Origin of the sequence: Mycobacterium sp. pW045 (assembly GCF_041287085.1) — a bacterium.
GTDB lineage: Bacteria > Actinomycetota > Actinomycetes > Mycobacteriales > Mycobacteriaceae > Mycobacterium > Mycobacterium algericum_A.
On record NZ_JBGGKU010000013.1, the window covers coordinates 33,011 to 47,765 of the forward strand.

Here is a 14,755-nt window from a genome sequence, read left to right on the forward strand (position 1 = left end):
GAGGAGACACACGATGAGCACCGCCTCGACCGGCGGGGCCCGTGCACACGCCCGCGCCCAGGCGCAGCACGCCGAGATGCGGACACCCGCGACCCCGCCGGACGTCGACCCGACGACGCTGTTCTGGGCCGAGTCCATCCCGGCGAATGGCTACGCCACCAAGGTGCTGGCCCGCGGCAGCCGGATCCGGCTGATCGACACCGGCGGCGGCGCCTGCGCCCATCTGCTGCTCTACCGCGCCGAAGCGCCCTGGGAGCGGCTCAACGTCGCCGACACCATGAAGGTGCCGTGGCAGGCATATCTGGGCGTCGGTCATCCGCTACTGTCCGATCAGGGCCGGTTGCTGGCCACCGTCGTCGCCGACTCCTCGGGTCGCCACGACCTGCTGTGCGGACCCGACGCCACCGGCCGGCGACTGCTGCTGCTGGGTGCGCTCAAGCATGGCATGGACGTCCGGGATGTGGCGCCGTCGGTGGCGCTGTTCCGGGGCGTCAAAGTCGACTCGACCAGTGGCGCACTGGAATTCACCGGCTCAAGCGGTCCGGGCCTCGCAGTCGACCTGTTGGTCCACCTGCCGGCGGTGCTGGTGGTGGCCAACGCTGCGCACCCGCTGGATCCCGACCCGCCGTCGACCGCGATGGATGTGCTGGGCTGGAAAGCCGAGGAGCAGCTGGCCGCGCTGACCAACCAGGACCCGGAGTATCTGCGCGCCTGGGAGAACACCGACGCGGTGGTGCGGGCATGGTGACCGTCAGCGACGAGGTGGTGCCGGCCCGCGAGCCCTGGTCGAAGGTGGTGCGCGCCGGGCAGCGACTGCAGATCATCGACCTGCACGGCAACCAGGCGGTGGACTGCCTGCTCTACGACGCAACCGATCACACCCGGCGCTACAGCGCCCAGGCCACCGTCGCCGCCCAGCGCAACATCTTCGTGGGCATCGGTTCGGTGCTGCGCACCGCCGACGGCTCCGCGCTGATGACCGTCGTCGCCGACGACGTCGGCAACCACGACACCATCGCCGGGGCCTGCTCGCAGGAGTCCAACACACTGCGCTACGGCCATCACACCGCCCACCAGCACGCCTGCGTGGAGAACTTCCTCGCCGAGGGCGCCAGATACGGCCTGGGCAAGCGCGACCTGGTCTCCAACATCAACTGGTTCATGAACGTCCCGGTCGAACCCGACGGCACATTGGGCATCGTCGACGGGATCTCGGCGCCGGGCAAAAGCCTGACCCTGCGGGCCGAGATCGACACGCTGGTGCTGGTGTCGAACTGCCCGCAGATCAACAACCCCTGCAACGGCTTCGACCCGACCCCGGTGCGCATGGTGATCACTCGCGAATGATCGGCATCGAGGTGATGCGGCCGGGCATGTTCACCACCGTGCAGGACTGGCCCGGTCGCATCGGCTACTGGCATGTCGGGGTGCCGCCGTCGGGGCCGATGGACGACCTGTCATTCCGCATCGGCAACCGGGTGCTGGGGAATCCGGAGGGCGCGGCCGGTCTGGAGTGCACCCGAACCGGGCCCGCCCTGCGGTTCGCCGACCCGGCATGGATCTGCGTCACCGGGGCGCCGGCGCCGGTGACCGTGGACGGCATCCCGGCGCCACAGTGGCAGTCGGTGCGGGTGCCCGCCGGGGGCCTACTCGAGATCGGCGCCGCCCCAGGCCCGGGGTTGCGCTGCTATCTGCTCATCGAAGGTGGACTATCCGAACCGGAATTCCTGGGCAGCGTGGCGACTTTCACCCACGGCGGGTTCGGAGGCCACCGCGGCAGGGCGTTGCACGGCGGAGACCGGCTCACCGCCTCCGGCCGGGGCGGCGCTGCACCGGCGCTGGGCCGCGCTCCCGGCGAGACCCAGCCCAGCATCGGCTCGCATTGGGAGCTGGCGGTGACCGAGGGCCCGCACGCCGCGCCGGAGTTCTTGACCCGCACCGACATGACCACTTTGGCCACCACCGATTACACCGTGCACTTCAACTCCGACCGCACCGGAGTACGGCTGATCGGGCCGAAGCCCAGGTGGGCCCGCCCCGACGGGGGAGACGCCGGCCTGCACCCATCGAACATCCACGACACCGCGTACTGCGTTGGCGCGCTGGACTTCACCGGCGACACCCCGATCCTGCTGGGGCCGGACGGGCCCAGCCTAGGCGGTTTCGTCTGTCCGGTGACGGTGGCGCGAGGCGACCGCTGGAAGCTCGGTCAACTCAGCCCCGGTGACACCGTGCGCCTGGTGCCGGTGCGCGCCGAGCACGCCCCGCCGCCGATCTCGTTAGGTGCGCGGCGGCGGGCGGCATCACCAGTGGTGTTGTCCCGCTCCGGGGACGGCGACGACGGGGTGCTGCGGCGTTACACCGGTCGCGACGGGACGGCCGTCACCATGCGGCGCGCCGGCGACGGCGGGGTATTGCTCGAATACGGGTCCATGACACTGGATCTGGCGTTACGGGCACGGGTGCAGGTGGCCTACGACAACCTGCGCCGGCAGGGGCTGCCCGGGCTGGCGGAACTGACACCCGGGGTGCGGTCCCTGCAGGTCCAGTTCGACACCGAGCAGATCTCCTGCGCCGAGGTGATCGACCAGCTGACCGCCGTCGACGAGGCGCTGCCGCCCTGCGACGAGCTCGTGGTGCCCAGTCGCTCGGTGCGGCTGCCGTTGAGCTGGGATGACCCGGCCACCCACGAGGCCATCCGCCGCTACACCTACGGTGTGCGACCTGACGCACCGTGGTGCCCGTCGAACATCGAATTCATCAGGCGCATCAACGGCCTCGACGACATCGCGGCCGTCTACGACATCGTCTTCGGCGCACAGTACCTGGTACTCGGCTTGGGTGACATCTACCTCGGCGCGCCGGTGGCCACCCCGCTGGACCCCAGGCAGCGACTGGTGACGACCAAGTACAACCCGGCGCGCACCTGGACGCCGGAGAACGCCGTCGGGATCGGCGGCGCCTACCTGTGCATCTACGGCATCGAGGGGCCCGGCGGCTACCAGTTCGTCGGCCGTACCACCCAGGTGTGGAACCACCGCCACGCCACCGCGGGCCTTTTCGATCCCGAAACACCATGGCTGTTGCGCTACTTCGACCGCATCAGCTTCTATCCGGTCGGCCCCGACGAACTGTTGCAGCTACGCGCCGACACCGCCGCCGGACGCGGCCGGGTCGCCATCACCGACGGCGAGTTCTCGCTGGCAGACCACCAGCAGTTTCTCGCCGGCAACGCCGAGGCCATCGCCGAATTCCGTCGGCGACAGACGGCCGCCTTCGCCACCGAACGCACTGCCTGGCATGCGGCCGGTGAGATCGCCCGCGCTTAAACCAGTTTCAGTGATTCATCGCGGTACAGCACGAAGAAGTACGGTCGGGGCGAACCGCGCAGATCCATTGCGCCGATTACCGCTTCGTCGGAGAGCCGACGGAAGACGTCGTTGACCGGGGCCTGGTCGTAGACCATCGTCGCGCTGTCGACGCCCCGGTAACGCGTGGTGCGCAACCGGGCCTTGGCCGAACGGGTCCGCAACAGCGGCTGCAACCTGGTGATCGGGCCGGCGAACGAGCGCTTCTTGAGCCCGGGCAGCTTCGTCGCAGGGCCCAGGACACTGAACGCCAGCACCGGGTTGAACGCCCAGAGCGCGGAACCGTCCCGGGTGGGGAACAACAGCGGATGGACGGTCTCGGCGTCGACGAACTGCTTGCCCCACCAGCCGGTGGCGGCCAACAGCCCGTCCAATGGGTGCCCGGTCGGCAACTCCGCGCCCCGCCAGGTGCCGAGCATGAAGTCGGGGTCCACGGCCTCGGAGGCATCGAAGACCTCGGTGGCCTCGGCGGCGGTCGTCGGAACACGCGCAAACAAGTCCTGCACCAGCATGCGAATCACCGTACTTGACAGATGTCAACGGGGGCCTCAGAGCACCACCGTTTCGTTGGCCACCCGGATCACCCGGTCCTGACAGTGCCACTGCACCGCCCGCGACAACACCGCCCGCTCCACGTCGGCGCCCAGTCGCACCAGGTCGGTCACGGTGTGGGTGTGGTCCACACGCACCACGTCCTGTTCGATGATCGGCCCCTCGTCGAGCACCTCGGTGACGTAATGCGCGGTGGCGCCGATCAGCTTCACGCCGCGCTCCCGCGCCCGCTGATACGGCGCCGCACCGATGAACGCCGGCAGGAAGGAATGGTGGATGTTGATCAGCGGGCAGCCCACCGTGTCGATGAACTCCCCGGTGATGATCTGCATGTAGCGCGCCAGCACCACCAGATCGACATTGCCACACAACAGTTGCAGCTGACGCTGTTCGGCCTCGGCGCGGATCTCACGGGTGGCCGGGATATGGAAGAACGGCACCCCGAACGGGCGAACCTGCTCGGCCAATTCAGGGTGATTGGAGATCACCATCACCACGGTCATCTCCAGTTCGCCGCGACGGTTGCGCCACAGCAGGTCCAGCAGACAGTGGTCGGCCTTGGACGCCATGATCGCCACCCGCTTGGGCTTGGCGGCCTCGGCGAAGCGGTAGTCCATCGCGAACCGTTCGGCCACCGTGGCGCCGAACCGCTGCTGCAGGTCGTCGATGGCAGCGGGCAGGCCCGGCAGGTGAAAGATCGCCCGCTGCACGAAGGTGCCGCCCTCGGGGGCGGTCGAGTGCTGATCCAGCGAGATGATGTTGGCGCCGGCGTCGGCCAGGAAGGCGCTGACCGAGGCGATGATGCCGTGGCTGTCGGGGCAGCGCAGCAGCAGTCGCCCGATGTCCCCGGGCGGCTGGCCGTCGGTTCGCGGTGGACGCGATGGATAGGCCTGAGTCATGACCGCCCTTCGCCGATCTGGATTTCAACGGGTCAGGCTACCGCTGAAGTGGAAGAGAATCCGACACACCGGGCGGATAACGCAGTCACACGCGTAACAGAGGGCACACTAGTAACAACAACTATGCCTGGAGGGTGCTGCCGTGTACCGAGTGTTCGAAGCCCTTGACGAACTGGGCTCCATTGTCGAAGAAGCGCGTGGCGTGCCGATGACGGCCGGCTGCGTGGTGCCCCGCGGCGACGTCCTGGAACTGATCGACGACATCCGCGACGCGATACCCGGCGAGCTCGACGACGCCCAGGATGTGCTGGACGCCCGCGATTCGGTGCTCAACGAGGCCAAGGAGCACGCGGACTCGATGGTCAGCTCCGCCACCACCGAATCCGACTCGCTGGTCAGCCACGCCCGTGCCGAGGCCGACCGGCTGCTGGCCGACGCCAAGGGACAGGCCGACCGGATGGTGGCCGAGGCACGCGCCCACAGCGACCGGATGCTCGGCGAGGCCCGCGAGGAGGCCGCCCGGCTGACCGCGACCGCCAAGCGCGAATTCGAGACCGCCACCAGCCGCGCCCAGGCCGAATGCGACCGGCTGGTCGAGAACGGCAACGCCGCCTACGAGAAGGCGGTGCAGGAAGGCATCAAGGAACAGCAGCGGCTGGTCTCGCAGAACGAGGTGGTGACCTCCGCGCGCGCCGAGGCCACCCGGCTGATCGACTCGGCACACGCCGAAGCCGACCGGATGCGGGGCGAATGCGACATCTACGTCGATGCCAAGCTGGCCGAGTTCGAGGACTTCCTCAACGGCACCCTGCGCTCGATCAACCGCGGTCGTCACCAGCTTCGCACCGCCGCGGGAACCCACGACTACGCAACTCGCTGACGCGGCCGGCCCCGGCCGAACGCTGCGTAGAATCGCGGCATGACCAGGCACCCGGACGCACGCACCAAGGCGACATCGTCGTCACCGTTCGTGGTCAACGTCGCCCGGCTGGGTCGGCGTCCCGGCGCGATGATGTCGCTGCAGGAACAGCGGTCCAGCTCGGTCCGCATCGGGCTGGATCTGGTGGCGATACCGCCGGAGACGGCGGTCGATCTGGATCTGCGGGTGGAGTCGGTCTCCGAAGGGGTGCTGGTCAGCGGCGTCGTCTCCGGGACCACCACCGGTGAGTGTGCGCGGTGCCTGCAGCCGCTGACCGGCGAGGTCGAGGTCGAGCTGACCGAGCTGTTCGCCTACCCGGACAGCGCCACCGACGCGACCACCGACGATGACGAGATCGGTCGGGTGGTCGATGACGCGGTGGACCTCGAGCAGGCGATCGTCGACGCGGTAGGGCTGATGCTGCCGTTGTCTCCGCTGTGTGATCCCGACTGCCCGGGACTGTGCCCGGACTGCGGAGTGGTACTGGCCGACGCCGAACCGGGCCACCACCACGAAAAGATCGATCCGCGCTGGGCCAAACTCGCCGAGATGGTGGGCCGGTCCCAGGGGGCGCCGTCGAGCGATGACGGTGAGCGGTGAGCCGTCCCCGGCAAGCCGTGCTCGATGCGCTCGGCGTGGACCTGCCCGACGACCTGCTCACGCTGGCCGTCACCCACCGCAGCTACGCCTACGAGAACGGCGGGCTGCCCACCAATGAGCGCCTGGAGTTCCTCGGCGACGCCGTGCTCGGGCTGACCATCACCGACGAACTGTTCCACCGCCACCCCGACCGGCCCGAGGGCGACCTTGCCAAACTGCGCTCCAGCGTGGTCAACACCGCCGCGTTGGCCGATGTGGCGCGCGGGCTGACCGAGGATGGCCTGGGCGCCCACCTGAGGCTGGGCCGAGGCGAGATCAACACCGGCGGCGCCGACAAGTCCAGCATCCTGGCCGACGGCATGGAGTCATTGCTGGGCGCGGTGTACCTGCAGCACGGCATCGACACCGCGCGCGAGGTGATCCTGCGGCTGTTCGGGCCGTTGCTCGACACCGCGGCGACCCTGGGTGCCGGCCTGGACTGGAAGACCAGCCTGCAGGAACTGACCGCTGCCCGCGGCATCGGGGTGCCCTGCTACCAGGTCAGCTCGACCGGGCCGGATCACGACCGCGAGTTCACCGCGGTCGTTGTGGTGTCCGACACCGAATACGGATCCGGCGTGGGCCGGTCCAAGAAGGAAGCCGAGCAGAAAGCGGCGGCGGCGGCCTGGGCTGCGCTGGACGCGCTGGGCGCCGGGTAAATGCCGGAGCTTCCCGAGGTCGAGGTGGTGCGCCGCGGCCTGGACGCCCACCTGGTGGGCCGCACCATCGCCGGAGTCCGGGTCCACCACCCGCGTGCGGTGCGCCGCCACGAGGCCGGTCCGGCCGACCTGACGGGCCGACTGCTCGATGCCCGGATCGTCGGCACCGACCGGCGCGGCAAGTATCTGTGGCTGCTGCTGAGCACGGATGAGGCGCTGGTGGTGCACCTGGGGATGAGTGGGCAGATGCTGCTGGGTGAGTTGCCCGACACCAGGCACCTGCGGATCGCCGCGGTGCTCGACGACGGCACCAAGGTCAGCTTCGTCGATCAGCGGACCTTCGGCGGCTGGCAGCTCACCGACCTGGTCGCGGTGGATGGCAGCGTGGTGCCGTTGCCGGTGGCGCATCTGGCCCGTGACCCGCTGGATCCGCGCTTCGACACCGAATCGGTGGTGAACGTGTTGCGGCGCAAGCACTCCGAGATCAAACGCCAACTCCTCGACCAGACCGTGGTGTCCGGGATTGGCAACATCTACGCCGACGAGGCGCTGTGGCGCGCCGGGATTCGCGGCACCCGGATGGCCGACGCGCTGTCCCGGCCGCGGTTGCGGGCGCTGTTGGCGGCCGCGGAGGCGGTGATGAGCGATGCGCTGGCCGCCGGTGGCACCTCGTTCGATTCGCTCTACGTCAACGTCAACGGCGAGTCCGGCTACTTCAGCCGGTCGCTGGACGCCTACGGCCGCGAAGATGAACCCTGCCGGCGCTGCGGGACGCTCATCCGGCGGCAGAAATTCACCAACCGCTCGTCGTACTACTGCCCGAAGTGCCAGCGCTGATCGTGGTGGCGTCCCGCGTCACCACCACCCACCACCGCGCGACGGTGCGTGTCTGCCGCCGGCACGCCGGGAGAAATCCCGGGTTTGCGCACGTTCGCGCAGCACAGGATCACTACTCGAAGATGTCGCGGTAGACCCGCCCCGGCGGCAATGTCGGGTCGATGAACCACTCCCGGCCGAACATCAGACCGGCCACCTGCGGGGGAAGTCGCAGCAACACCGTGAGCAGCCGTGCTGCCGCGGCATTGCCGCTGATCTGGGAACGATGGGCGGCCAACGCATCACGCTTCTGTCGCGCGAACCGAAATACGTTGATCCGGTGCGTGATCGCCGACCGCGGCGCGTATGCACTACGGGCCACGTCGAGCGGGTAGGGGGCCGGCAGCCGCAACAGCCGAGTGAGGCGCGCGATCCGCACCAGCGACTCCCGGGGCATCGTGGCCTCCAGCACACGCGCGGTGCCCGCGAGCTCGGCGGCTCGTTTGCCGACGTGATGGACCTGGACGTGATCACGATGGCCGTAGCCGCCGTTGGGCTGGTAGCTCAGCAGCAGGTCCGCGCCTTCGCCGCGGAGGATGGCGGCCAGTTGCTGCGCCGCCCGCTCGGTGTCGGCGCGCCCGAACCTGACCCGGCCAGGTGGGTCGGGATAGAACTCCGGTCCGAAGCCGCTGTCGGCGTAACCGAGCCACTCCACCCGATTGACACCGAGAATCCGTGCACTCGAACGCAATTCGCCGAGCCGATCGACATCGTCGTCGCTGACGCGGCCGTCGGTCGCCACCACCAGAACCACCCGGTGTCCGTCGGCGGCCGCCCGCGCCAAAGTGCCGCCGGTCAGGATCGCCTCGTCGTCGGGGTGGGCGTGAAACGCGATGACGGTGGCCATGAAAGATCAGTATGCCGTCAGCGCCGCAGCTGCGCCGCGCGGTTGCGAACCGCCTCGTCGGCTTTGGGCAGCGAGCCGCAGTCGAACGGCGGCTGCGGGTCGTACTCGATCATCAGCTGCGCGGCCTGGGCCGTCTCGGTGTCGACCAGCAGCTCGACCAGCCGCAGCGCCATGTCGATACCGCTGGAGACCCCCGCCGCGGTGAGGATCCGTTGCGGAAGGTGCTCGACCACGCGCTGCTCCACATAACGGGCGCCCAGGTGCTCCAGCAGTTCGACGGCGCCCCAGTGCGTGGCCGCGGTCAGGCCGTCCAACAACCCGGCAGCGGCCAGCAGCAGCGATCCGGTGCATACCGACGTGGTGAACCTGGTGTGCGGGTGGACGCTGCGTAACCAATCGAGCAGTTCGGCGTCATCGAGCAACACCCGCGTTCCGACCCCGCCGGGAACGACGACGACATCCGGGTGAAGCACCTCGTCGAACCGTGCGTCACAGGTGATCCCGAGCATCCCATTGTCACTGCGGACCTCGCCGTGCCGGTGACCGATGAAGACCGTCTCGACGTCGGGAACCCGCTGCAGCACTTCGTAGGGGCCGACCGCATCCAGTGCGGTGAATCGGGCGAAGAGCGGAATCGCGACCTGCACCGGGTGTCCTCTCGGCTGTCCAGCGAATCGAGTTGCGACAAAAACCGATGATAGACCGATGAGGTGAATCCGTCGGTGCCGTCACCGTACCGGTGCAGCGGGATCGATCGTGGCCAGGAGGCGAACGAGTTCGGCCTGCCGATGAATGCCGGTCTTTTCGAAGACATGCCGCAGGTGGGTCCTCACCGTCGTCAGCGAGACGGACAGCTTTTCGGCGATCGGGCTCAGGCCTTCGCCGCGCATCGCCAACAGGGCAACCTGCGCCTCGCTTTTCGTCAGACCGTACAGGCGCTGCAGCAGCGACACCGCCGGCCCGGACAGCACCCGGGGAGCCCTTTCCGCACCTGGAGTCGGGCTATTTCCAGAACGCGCGGATGACCCGTGAGATGCACCGGCTGTGATGGCGAAATACGGCCGGGGACAACAGAACACCTACGAAAAGAAGGCAAACGATGTCTCAGCAGAACATCGAGCTGGTCCGGGCCGGCTATCAGTCCTTCGCCACCGGCGACACACAATCGTTGATGGCGCTCTTCGACGAGGACATCGAATGGGTGCAGCCGGGGGAGAGCGCGGTAAGGGAACCTATCGGGGCAAGGCGGAACTCGGTGAGTTCCTGGCGGCACTGGCCGCGAAGGCGCCGAAGATCTCCCCGCGCCGGTTCCTGGCCGACGGCGAGACGGTCATCGTGCTCAGCGAGGCGTCCATCGGTGGCGAAACGGGCCACAGCGCCGAGGTTTACACCATCCGCAACGGCAAGACGGTGCGGGTCCAGGTGTACGGGGACACCGCTATGATGGAACGCCAATACGGCAGGAAGCCGGTCGCCGCCACGGGCTGATCGCGCCGCCGGCGTGGCGATACGCCGGGTTGGCGGTAAAAATATGCCCATGACCAAACTGTGGGTGGAACGAACCGGGACCCGGCGATACACCGGCCGCAGTTCCCGCGGCGCGCAGGTGCTGATCGGCGGTGAAGAGGTCGACGGTGTTTTTACCCCCGGCGAACTGCTGAAGATCGCGCTGGCGGCCTGCAGCGGGATGTCCGGCGACGCTGCGCTGGCCCGTCGGCTCGGCGACGACTACCCGGCCACGATCCAGGTCAGCGGTCCGGCCGATCGCGAGCAGGAACGCTATCCGCTGCTGGAGGAAACCCTGGAGGTCGACCTGTCGGCCCTCGACGACAGTGAGAAGCAGCGGTTGCTGACCGTGGTCCACCGCGCCGTCGACGAGGTCTGCACGGTCGGTCGCACACTGCAGGCCGGCACCGAGGTGCGCTTCGAGATCACTGGCCACGACGGCCGATGACCGCGACCGTTCGGCTCACCGCCTGGGTGCACGGGCACGTCCAGGGTGTCGGCTTCCGGTGGTGGACCCGCTCGCGGGCGCTGGAGTTGGGCCTGACCGGCTATGCGGCCAACCGCCCCGACGGCCGGGTACAGGTCGTCGCGCAGGGGCCCCGGCAGGACTGTCAGCGGCTGCTGGACCTGTTGCAGAGCGGGGCCACTCCGGGGCGGGTGGACACCGTCGTCACCGATTGGGGCGCCGCCGGGGCGCCGATCGACGGATTCAGCGAACGCTAGACCGGTAGTCTCACACCCCGTGCACCTCAAGAGTTTGACGCTGAAGGGCTTCAAGTCCTTCGCCTCGCCGACGACTCTGCGCTTCGAGCCGGGGATCACCGCTGTGGTCGGGCCCAACGGTTCGGGCAAATCCAATGTGGTCGACGCGCTGGCCTGGGTGATGGGGGAGCAGGGCGCCAAGACGCTGCGCGGCGGCAAGATGGAAGACGTCATCTTCGCCGGCACGTCCTCCCGGGCACCGCTGGGCCGCGCCGAGGTCACCGTCACCATCGACAACTCCGATAACGCGCTGCCGATCGAGTACGCCGAGGTGTCGATCACCCGGCGGATGTTCCGCGACGGCGCCAGCGAATACGAGATCAACGGTTCGAGTTGCCGGCTGATGGACATCCAGGAGTTGCTCAGCGACTCCGGGATCGGGCGCGAGATGCACGTCATCGTCGGCCAGGGCCGGCTCGCGCAGATCCTCGAGTCGCGGCCCGAAGACCGCCGGGCGTTCATCGAAGAGGCCGCCGGTGTCCTCAAACACCGCAAACGCAAGGAAAAGGCGGTCCGCAAACTCGACGCGATGTCGGCCAACCTGGCCCGGCTGACCGACCTGACCACCGAACTGCGCCGCCAGCTCAAACCACTGGGCCGCCAGGCCGAGGTGGCGCGCCGTGCCGCCACCATCCAGGCCGACCTGCGCGACGCCCGGTTGCGGCTGACCGCCGACGACCTGGTCACGCGACAGACCGAGTTCGCCGGCGCAGGCGACGCCGAGGCGACGTTGCGCCGCGAACACGACCAGATCACCGAGCGCCTGACGGCAGCCGCCGACGAGTTGACCACCCACGAGTCCGCGGTCGCCACCTTGACGCAGCGCGCCGAGGCCGCCCAGCAGACCTGGTTCTCGTTGTCGGCGCTGGCCGAGCGGGTCAGCGCCACGGTGCGAATCGCCAGCGAGCGCGCTCAGCACCTCGACGAGGAGCCGATCACCACCGGCGGCGTCGACCCCGACGCGCTGGAGGCCGAGGCCGAGCAGGTGGCCGCCGCCGAACAGCAGCTGCTGGCCGAACTGGCCGACGCCGGCACCCGGCTGGAGGCCGCCCGCGCCGAGTTGGCCGACCGCGAACGCCGCAGCGCTGAGGCCGAGAAGGCGCATCTGGCCGCGGTGCGTGCCGAAGCCGACCGCCGCGAGGGCCTGGCCCGGCTGACCGGTCAGGTGGAAACCGTCCGGGCGCGCGTCGAGTCGATCGACGCCCATGTGGCGCAGTTGTCGGGGCGCATCGAGGAGGCCGCCGCGCGCGCCGAGGCCGCGCAGGCGGAGTTCGAGACGGTGCAGGGCCGGGTCGGTGAGCTCGACCAGGGTGAGGTCGGCCTCGACGAGCAGCACGAGCGGACAGTGGCCGCCCTGCGGTTGGCCGACGAGCGGGTCGCCGAACTGCAGGCCGCCGAGCGTGCCGCCGAACGGCAGGTGGCCTCGCTGCGCGCCCGCATCGACGCCTTGTCCATGGGGCTGGAACGCCGCGACGGCGCGGCTTGGTTGGCCGAAAACCACAGCGGTTCGGGACTTTTCGGGTCGATCGCCAAGCTGGTCAAAGTGCGCTCGGGGTACGAGGCGGCACTGGCCGCGGTGCTGGGGTCGGCCGCCGACGCGCTGGCCGCGGAGAATGCCGGCGCCGCCCGCGCGGCGCTGCACGCGCTGAAGAGCGCCGACGGCGGACGGGCCGCGATCGTGTTGGGCGACTGGCCGCTGCCGCCGGCCCCCGAGCAGCGCGCCGCCCTGCCCGACGGCGCGCAGTGGGCGCTGGACCTGGTCGACGCCCCCGACCGGCTGCGCGGCGCGATGACGGCGATGTTGTCGTCGGTGGCGGTGGTCGCCGACCTGTCCGCGGCGCTGGAGTTGGTGACCACCCGTCCGGGTGTGCGTGCGGTGACCCGCGACGGTGATCTGGTGGGCGCGGGCTGGGTGAGCGGCGGCTCGGACCGCAAGCCGTCCACCCTGGAGATCAACAGCGAGATCGACCGAGCCCGCACCGAGCTTGCGGCCGCCGAAACGCAGGTCGGGCAGCTCGGTGCGGCGCTGTCCGGCGCGCTGACCGAGCAGGCCGCTCGCCAGGATGCCACCGAGCAGGCGCTGGCCGCGCTCAACGAATCCGACGCCGCCATCGCCGCGACTCACGAGCAGCTGGGCCGGCTCGGCCAGGAGGCCCGCGCCGCTGAGACCGAATGGCGTCGCCGGTTACGTGAGCGCGACGAACTGGAGGCCGGCCGGGCGCAGACGGTCACCGAACTGGGCGAGTTGGAGGCCCGGCTGCGCAACGCCGAGCAGGACCAGCCGACCGCCGACGTGCAACCGGTGGACCGGGAGCAGATCGCGGCCGCCGCCGAGGCGGCGCGCGGTGTCGAGGTGGAGGCGCGGCTGGCGGTGCGCACCGCCGAGGAACGCGCCAACGCCGTCCGGGGCAAGGCGGATTCGCTGCGCCGAGCAGCCGCCGCCGAACGGGAGGCGCGGGTGCGCGCCGAGCAGGCCAGGGCCGCCCGCGCGCTCGCGGCCACCACGGCGGCCGCGGTGGCCGACGCCGGGTCTGCGTTGGCCCGGCGCCTGCAACTGGTGGTGGCAGCGGCGTCACGTATCCGGGACGGGCTGGCCGGCGAACGCCAGCAGCGGGCCGCCGCGATGGCCGCCGTCCGCGACGAGGTCAACTCGCTGAGCACTCGCATCACCGCGCTCACCGAGTCGCTGCACCGTGACGAGGTCGCCAAGGCGCAAGCCGCGCTGCGCATCGAGCAACTCGAGCAGATGGTGCTCGAACAGTTCGGGATGAGCTCGCAGGATCTGATCGCCGAGTACGGTCCCGATGTCCCGCTGCCGCCGACCGAACTCGAGATGGCCGAGTTCGAGCAGGCCCGCGAACGCGGCGAGCAGGTCACCGCCCCGGCCCCCATGCCGTTCGACCGGCCCACCCAGGAGCGCCGGGCCAAGCGCGCGGAGCGTGAACTGGCCGAACTGGGCCGGGTCAACCCGCTTGCGCTGGAGGAGTTCGCGGCACTCGAAGAGCGCTACAACTTCCTGTCGACCCAGCTCGAAGACGTCAAGGCGGCCCGCAAGGACCTGCTCGACGTGGTCTCCGACGTCGACGCCCGCATCCTGCAGGTGTTCACCGACGCCTACGCCGACGTCGAGCGCGAATTCCGCGAGGTGTTCGCGGCGCTGTTCCCCGGCGGGGAGGGCCGGTTGCTGCTGACCGACCCGAGCGACATGCTGACCACCGGAGTCGATGTCGAAGCCCGCCCGCCCGGCAAGAAGGTCAAGCGGCTGTCGCTGCTGTCCGGCGGGGAGAAGTCGCTGACCGCGATCGCCATGCTGGTCGCGATCTTCCGGGCCCGCCCGTCGCCGTTCTACATCATGGACGAGGTCGAGGCCGCCCTGGACGACACCAACCTGCGTCGGCTGCTGGCGCTGTTCGAGATGCTGCGGGCCCGTTCGCAGCTGATCGTGATCACCCACCAGAAGCCGACCATGGAGGTCGCCGACGCGCTGTACGGGGTGACCATGCAAGGTGACGGGATCACCGCGGTGATCTCCCAGCGCATCCGCGGCGAAGAGTTGGTCTCCAGCCCGAGTTAGCCGGTCAACTCGCCCAGGGTGAACTCCATGTCCACGTGTGGGCGACCTCAAGTGCGTCCCACTGCTCCAGGGTCATCAAGTCAAACGGCCCATCCAGCAGCGCGGACACGGTGCCCCCGCTCGATGGCAGTTCGAATAGTGGCAGGTTACGCCC

Annotated in this window: 15 protein-coding genes and 1 pseudogene; 11 read left to right on the top strand and 5 right to left on the bottom strand. The window is 69.5% G+C overall.

Features of this window, described 5'->3' with window-relative positions:
• The first annotated feature begins 13 nt into the window (after positions 1–13).
• Genes ACAG20_RS18950 through ACAG20_RS18960 form a run of 3 tightly spaced genes read left to right on the top strand, consistent with a single transcriptional unit; the run spans position 14 to position 3,329 of the window.
• Complete coding sequence (locus ACAG20_RS18950; protein ID WP_370493688.1) at positions 14–748, top strand: DUF1989 domain-containing protein; 735 nt, start codon at positions 14–16, stop codon at positions 746–748.
• On the top strand, positions 742–1,347 hold the full coding sequence (locus ACAG20_RS18955; protein ID WP_370493689.1) for an urea amidolyase associated protein UAAP2: 606 nt from the start codon (positions 742–744) through the stop codon (positions 1,345–1,347). The genes ACAG20_RS18950 and ACAG20_RS18955 overlap by 7 nt, the downstream gene beginning before the upstream one ends.
• Positions 1,344–3,329 (top strand): 5-oxoprolinase/urea amidolyase family protein, encoded by a 1,986-nt coding sequence (locus ACAG20_RS18960; RefSeq protein WP_370493690.1) that lies wholly within the window; start codon positions 1,344–1,346, stop codon positions 3,327–3,329. Before ACAG20_RS18955 ends, ACAG20_RS18960 begins: the two co-directional genes overlap by 4 nt.
• Here ACAG20_RS18960 and ACAG20_RS18965 read toward each other — a convergent pair.
• The gene (locus ACAG20_RS18965) at positions 3,326–3,880 is read right to left on the bottom strand and encodes a DUF4334 domain-containing protein (RefSeq protein ID WP_370493691.1); all 555 of its coding nucleotides are present in this window, start codon (positions 3,878–3,880) and stop codon (positions 3,326–3,328) included. The genes ACAG20_RS18960 and ACAG20_RS18965 overlap by 4 nt on opposite strands.
• Positions 3,881–3,916: 36 nt before the next feature.
• Complete coding sequence (gene purU / locus ACAG20_RS18970) at positions 3,917–4,819, bottom strand: formyltetrahydrofolate deformylase (RefSeq protein ID WP_370493692.1); 903 nt, start codon at positions 4,817–4,819, stop codon at positions 3,917–3,919.
• Between the two features lie 142 nt (positions 4,820–4,961).
• Here purU and sepIVA point away from each other — a divergent pair, with 142 nt between their 5' ends.
• Genes sepIVA through mutM form a run of 4 tightly spaced genes read left to right on the top strand, consistent with a single transcriptional unit; the run spans position 4,962 to position 7,873 of the window.
• Positions 4,962–5,699 (top strand): cell division protein SepIVA, encoded by a 738-nt coding sequence (gene sepIVA, locus ACAG20_RS18975; RefSeq protein WP_112687628.1) that lies wholly within the window; start codon positions 4,962–4,964, stop codon positions 5,697–5,699.
• Positions 5,700–5,738: 39 nt separating this feature from the next.
• On the top strand, positions 5,739–6,338 hold the full coding sequence (locus tag ACAG20_RS18980; protein ID WP_370493693.1) for a DUF177 domain-containing protein: 600 nt from the start codon (positions 5,739–5,741) through the stop codon (positions 6,336–6,338).
• Positions 6,335–7,036: a ribonuclease III gene (gene rnc, locus ACAG20_RS18985; RefSeq protein WP_370493694.1), complete on the top strand. Its 702-nt coding sequence runs from the start codon at positions 6,335–6,337 to the stop codon at positions 7,034–7,036. Before ACAG20_RS18980 ends, rnc begins: the two co-directional genes overlap by 4 nt.
• A complete protein-coding gene (gene mutM / locus ACAG20_RS18990) occupies positions 7,037–7,873 on the top strand; it encodes a DNA-formamidopyrimidine glycosylase (protein WP_370493695.1) in 837 nt (278 codons plus the stop codon). It abuts the gene before it with no gap.
• A 112-nt stretch (positions 7,874–7,985) separates the two neighbouring features.
• Here the strand turns inward: mutM and ACAG20_RS18995 are convergent, their stop codons facing one another.
• The 3 genes from ACAG20_RS18995 to ACAG20_RS19005 form a co-directional block, all read right to left on the bottom strand.
• Positions 7,986–8,759, bottom strand: a complete 774-nt coding sequence (locus ACAG20_RS18995) for a PIG-L deacetylase family protein (RefSeq protein WP_370493696.1) — start codon at positions 8,757–8,759, stop codon at positions 7,986–7,988.
• Positions 8,760–8,776: 17 nt separating this feature from the next.
• The gene (locus ACAG20_RS19000; RefSeq protein ID WP_370493697.1) at positions 8,777–9,406 is read right to left on the bottom strand and encodes a DJ-1/PfpI family protein; all 630 of its coding nucleotides are present in this window, start codon (positions 9,404–9,406) and stop codon (positions 8,777–8,779) included.
• An 81-nt stretch (positions 9,407–9,487) separates the two neighbouring features.
• On the bottom strand, positions 9,488–9,730 hold the full coding sequence (locus ACAG20_RS19005; RefSeq protein ID WP_370493698.1) for a helix-turn-helix transcriptional regulator: 243 nt from the start codon (positions 9,728–9,730) through the stop codon (positions 9,488–9,490).
• 128 nt (positions 9,731–9,858) lie between these two features.
• Here ACAG20_RS19005 and ACAG20_RS19010 point away from each other — a divergent pair.
• The 4 genes and pseudogenes from ACAG20_RS19010 (at position 9,859) to smc (ending at position 14,601) form a co-directional block, all read left to right on the top strand.
• Positions 9,859–10,247, top strand: a pseudogene (locus tag ACAG20_RS19010) (nuclear transport factor 2 family protein).
• Positions 10,248–10,296: 49 nt separating this feature from the next.
• Positions 10,297–10,713, top strand: coding sequence for an OsmC family protein (locus ACAG20_RS19015; RefSeq protein ID WP_370493699.1), 417 nt, complete (start codon positions 10,297–10,299; stop codon positions 10,711–10,713).
• Positions 10,710–10,988 carry an acylphosphatase gene (locus tag ACAG20_RS19020; RefSeq protein ID WP_370493700.1) on the top strand — a complete coding sequence of 93 codons (279 nt, stop codon included), beginning with the start codon at positions 10,710–10,712 and terminating at the stop codon, positions 10,986–10,988. The genes ACAG20_RS19015 and ACAG20_RS19020 overlap by 4 nt, the downstream gene beginning before the upstream one ends.
• Before the next feature lie 19 nt (positions 10,989–11,007).
• Positions 11,008–14,601 carry a chromosome segregation protein SMC gene (gene smc, locus ACAG20_RS19025; RefSeq protein ID WP_370493701.1) on the top strand — a complete coding sequence of 1,198 codons (3,594 nt, stop codon included), beginning with the start codon at positions 11,008–11,010 and terminating at the stop codon, positions 14,599–14,601.
• Positions 14,602–14,755 lie beyond the last annotated feature (154 nt).

Bases quoted from the DNA above. Each gene is read 5' to 3' on its own strand.
- ACAG20_RS18950 (WP_370493688.1), top strand. From the start codon at position 14: ATGAGCACCGCCTCGACCGGCGGGGCCCGTGCACACGCCCGCGCCCAG.
- ACAG20_RS19020 (WP_370493700.1), top strand. From the start codon at position 10,710: ATGACCGCGACCGTTCGGCTCACCGCCTGGGTGCACGGGCACGTCCAG.
- ACAG20_RS18980 (WP_370493693.1), top strand. From the start codon at position 5,739: ATGACCAGGCACCCGGACGCACGCACCAAGGCGACATCGTCGTCACCG.
- ACAG20_RS18960 (WP_370493690.1), top strand. From the start codon at position 1,344: ATGATCGGCATCGAGGTGATGCGGCCGGGCATGTTCACCACCGTGCAG.
- ACAG20_RS19015 (WP_370493699.1), top strand. From the start codon at position 10,297: ATGACCAAACTGTGGGTGGAACGAACCGGGACCCGGCGATACACCGGC.
- mutM (WP_370493695.1), top strand. From the start codon at position 7,037: ATGCCGGAGCTTCCCGAGGTCGAGGTGGTGCGCCGCGGCCTGGACGCC.
- ACAG20_RS18995 (WP_370493696.1), bottom strand. From the start codon at position 8,759: ATGGCCACCGTCATCGCGTTTCACGCCCACCCCGACGACGAGGCGATC.
- ACAG20_RS18955 (WP_370493689.1), top strand. From the start codon at position 742: ATGGTGACCGTCAGCGACGAGGTGGTGCCGGCCCGCGAGCCCTGGTCG.
- purU (WP_370493692.1), bottom strand. From the start codon at position 4,819: ATGACTCAGGCCTATCCATCGCGTCCACCGCGAACCGACGGCCAGCCG.
- ACAG20_RS18965 (WP_370493691.1), bottom strand. From the start codon at position 3,880: ATGCTGGTGCAGGACTTGTTTGCGCGTGTTCCGACGACCGCCGCCGAG.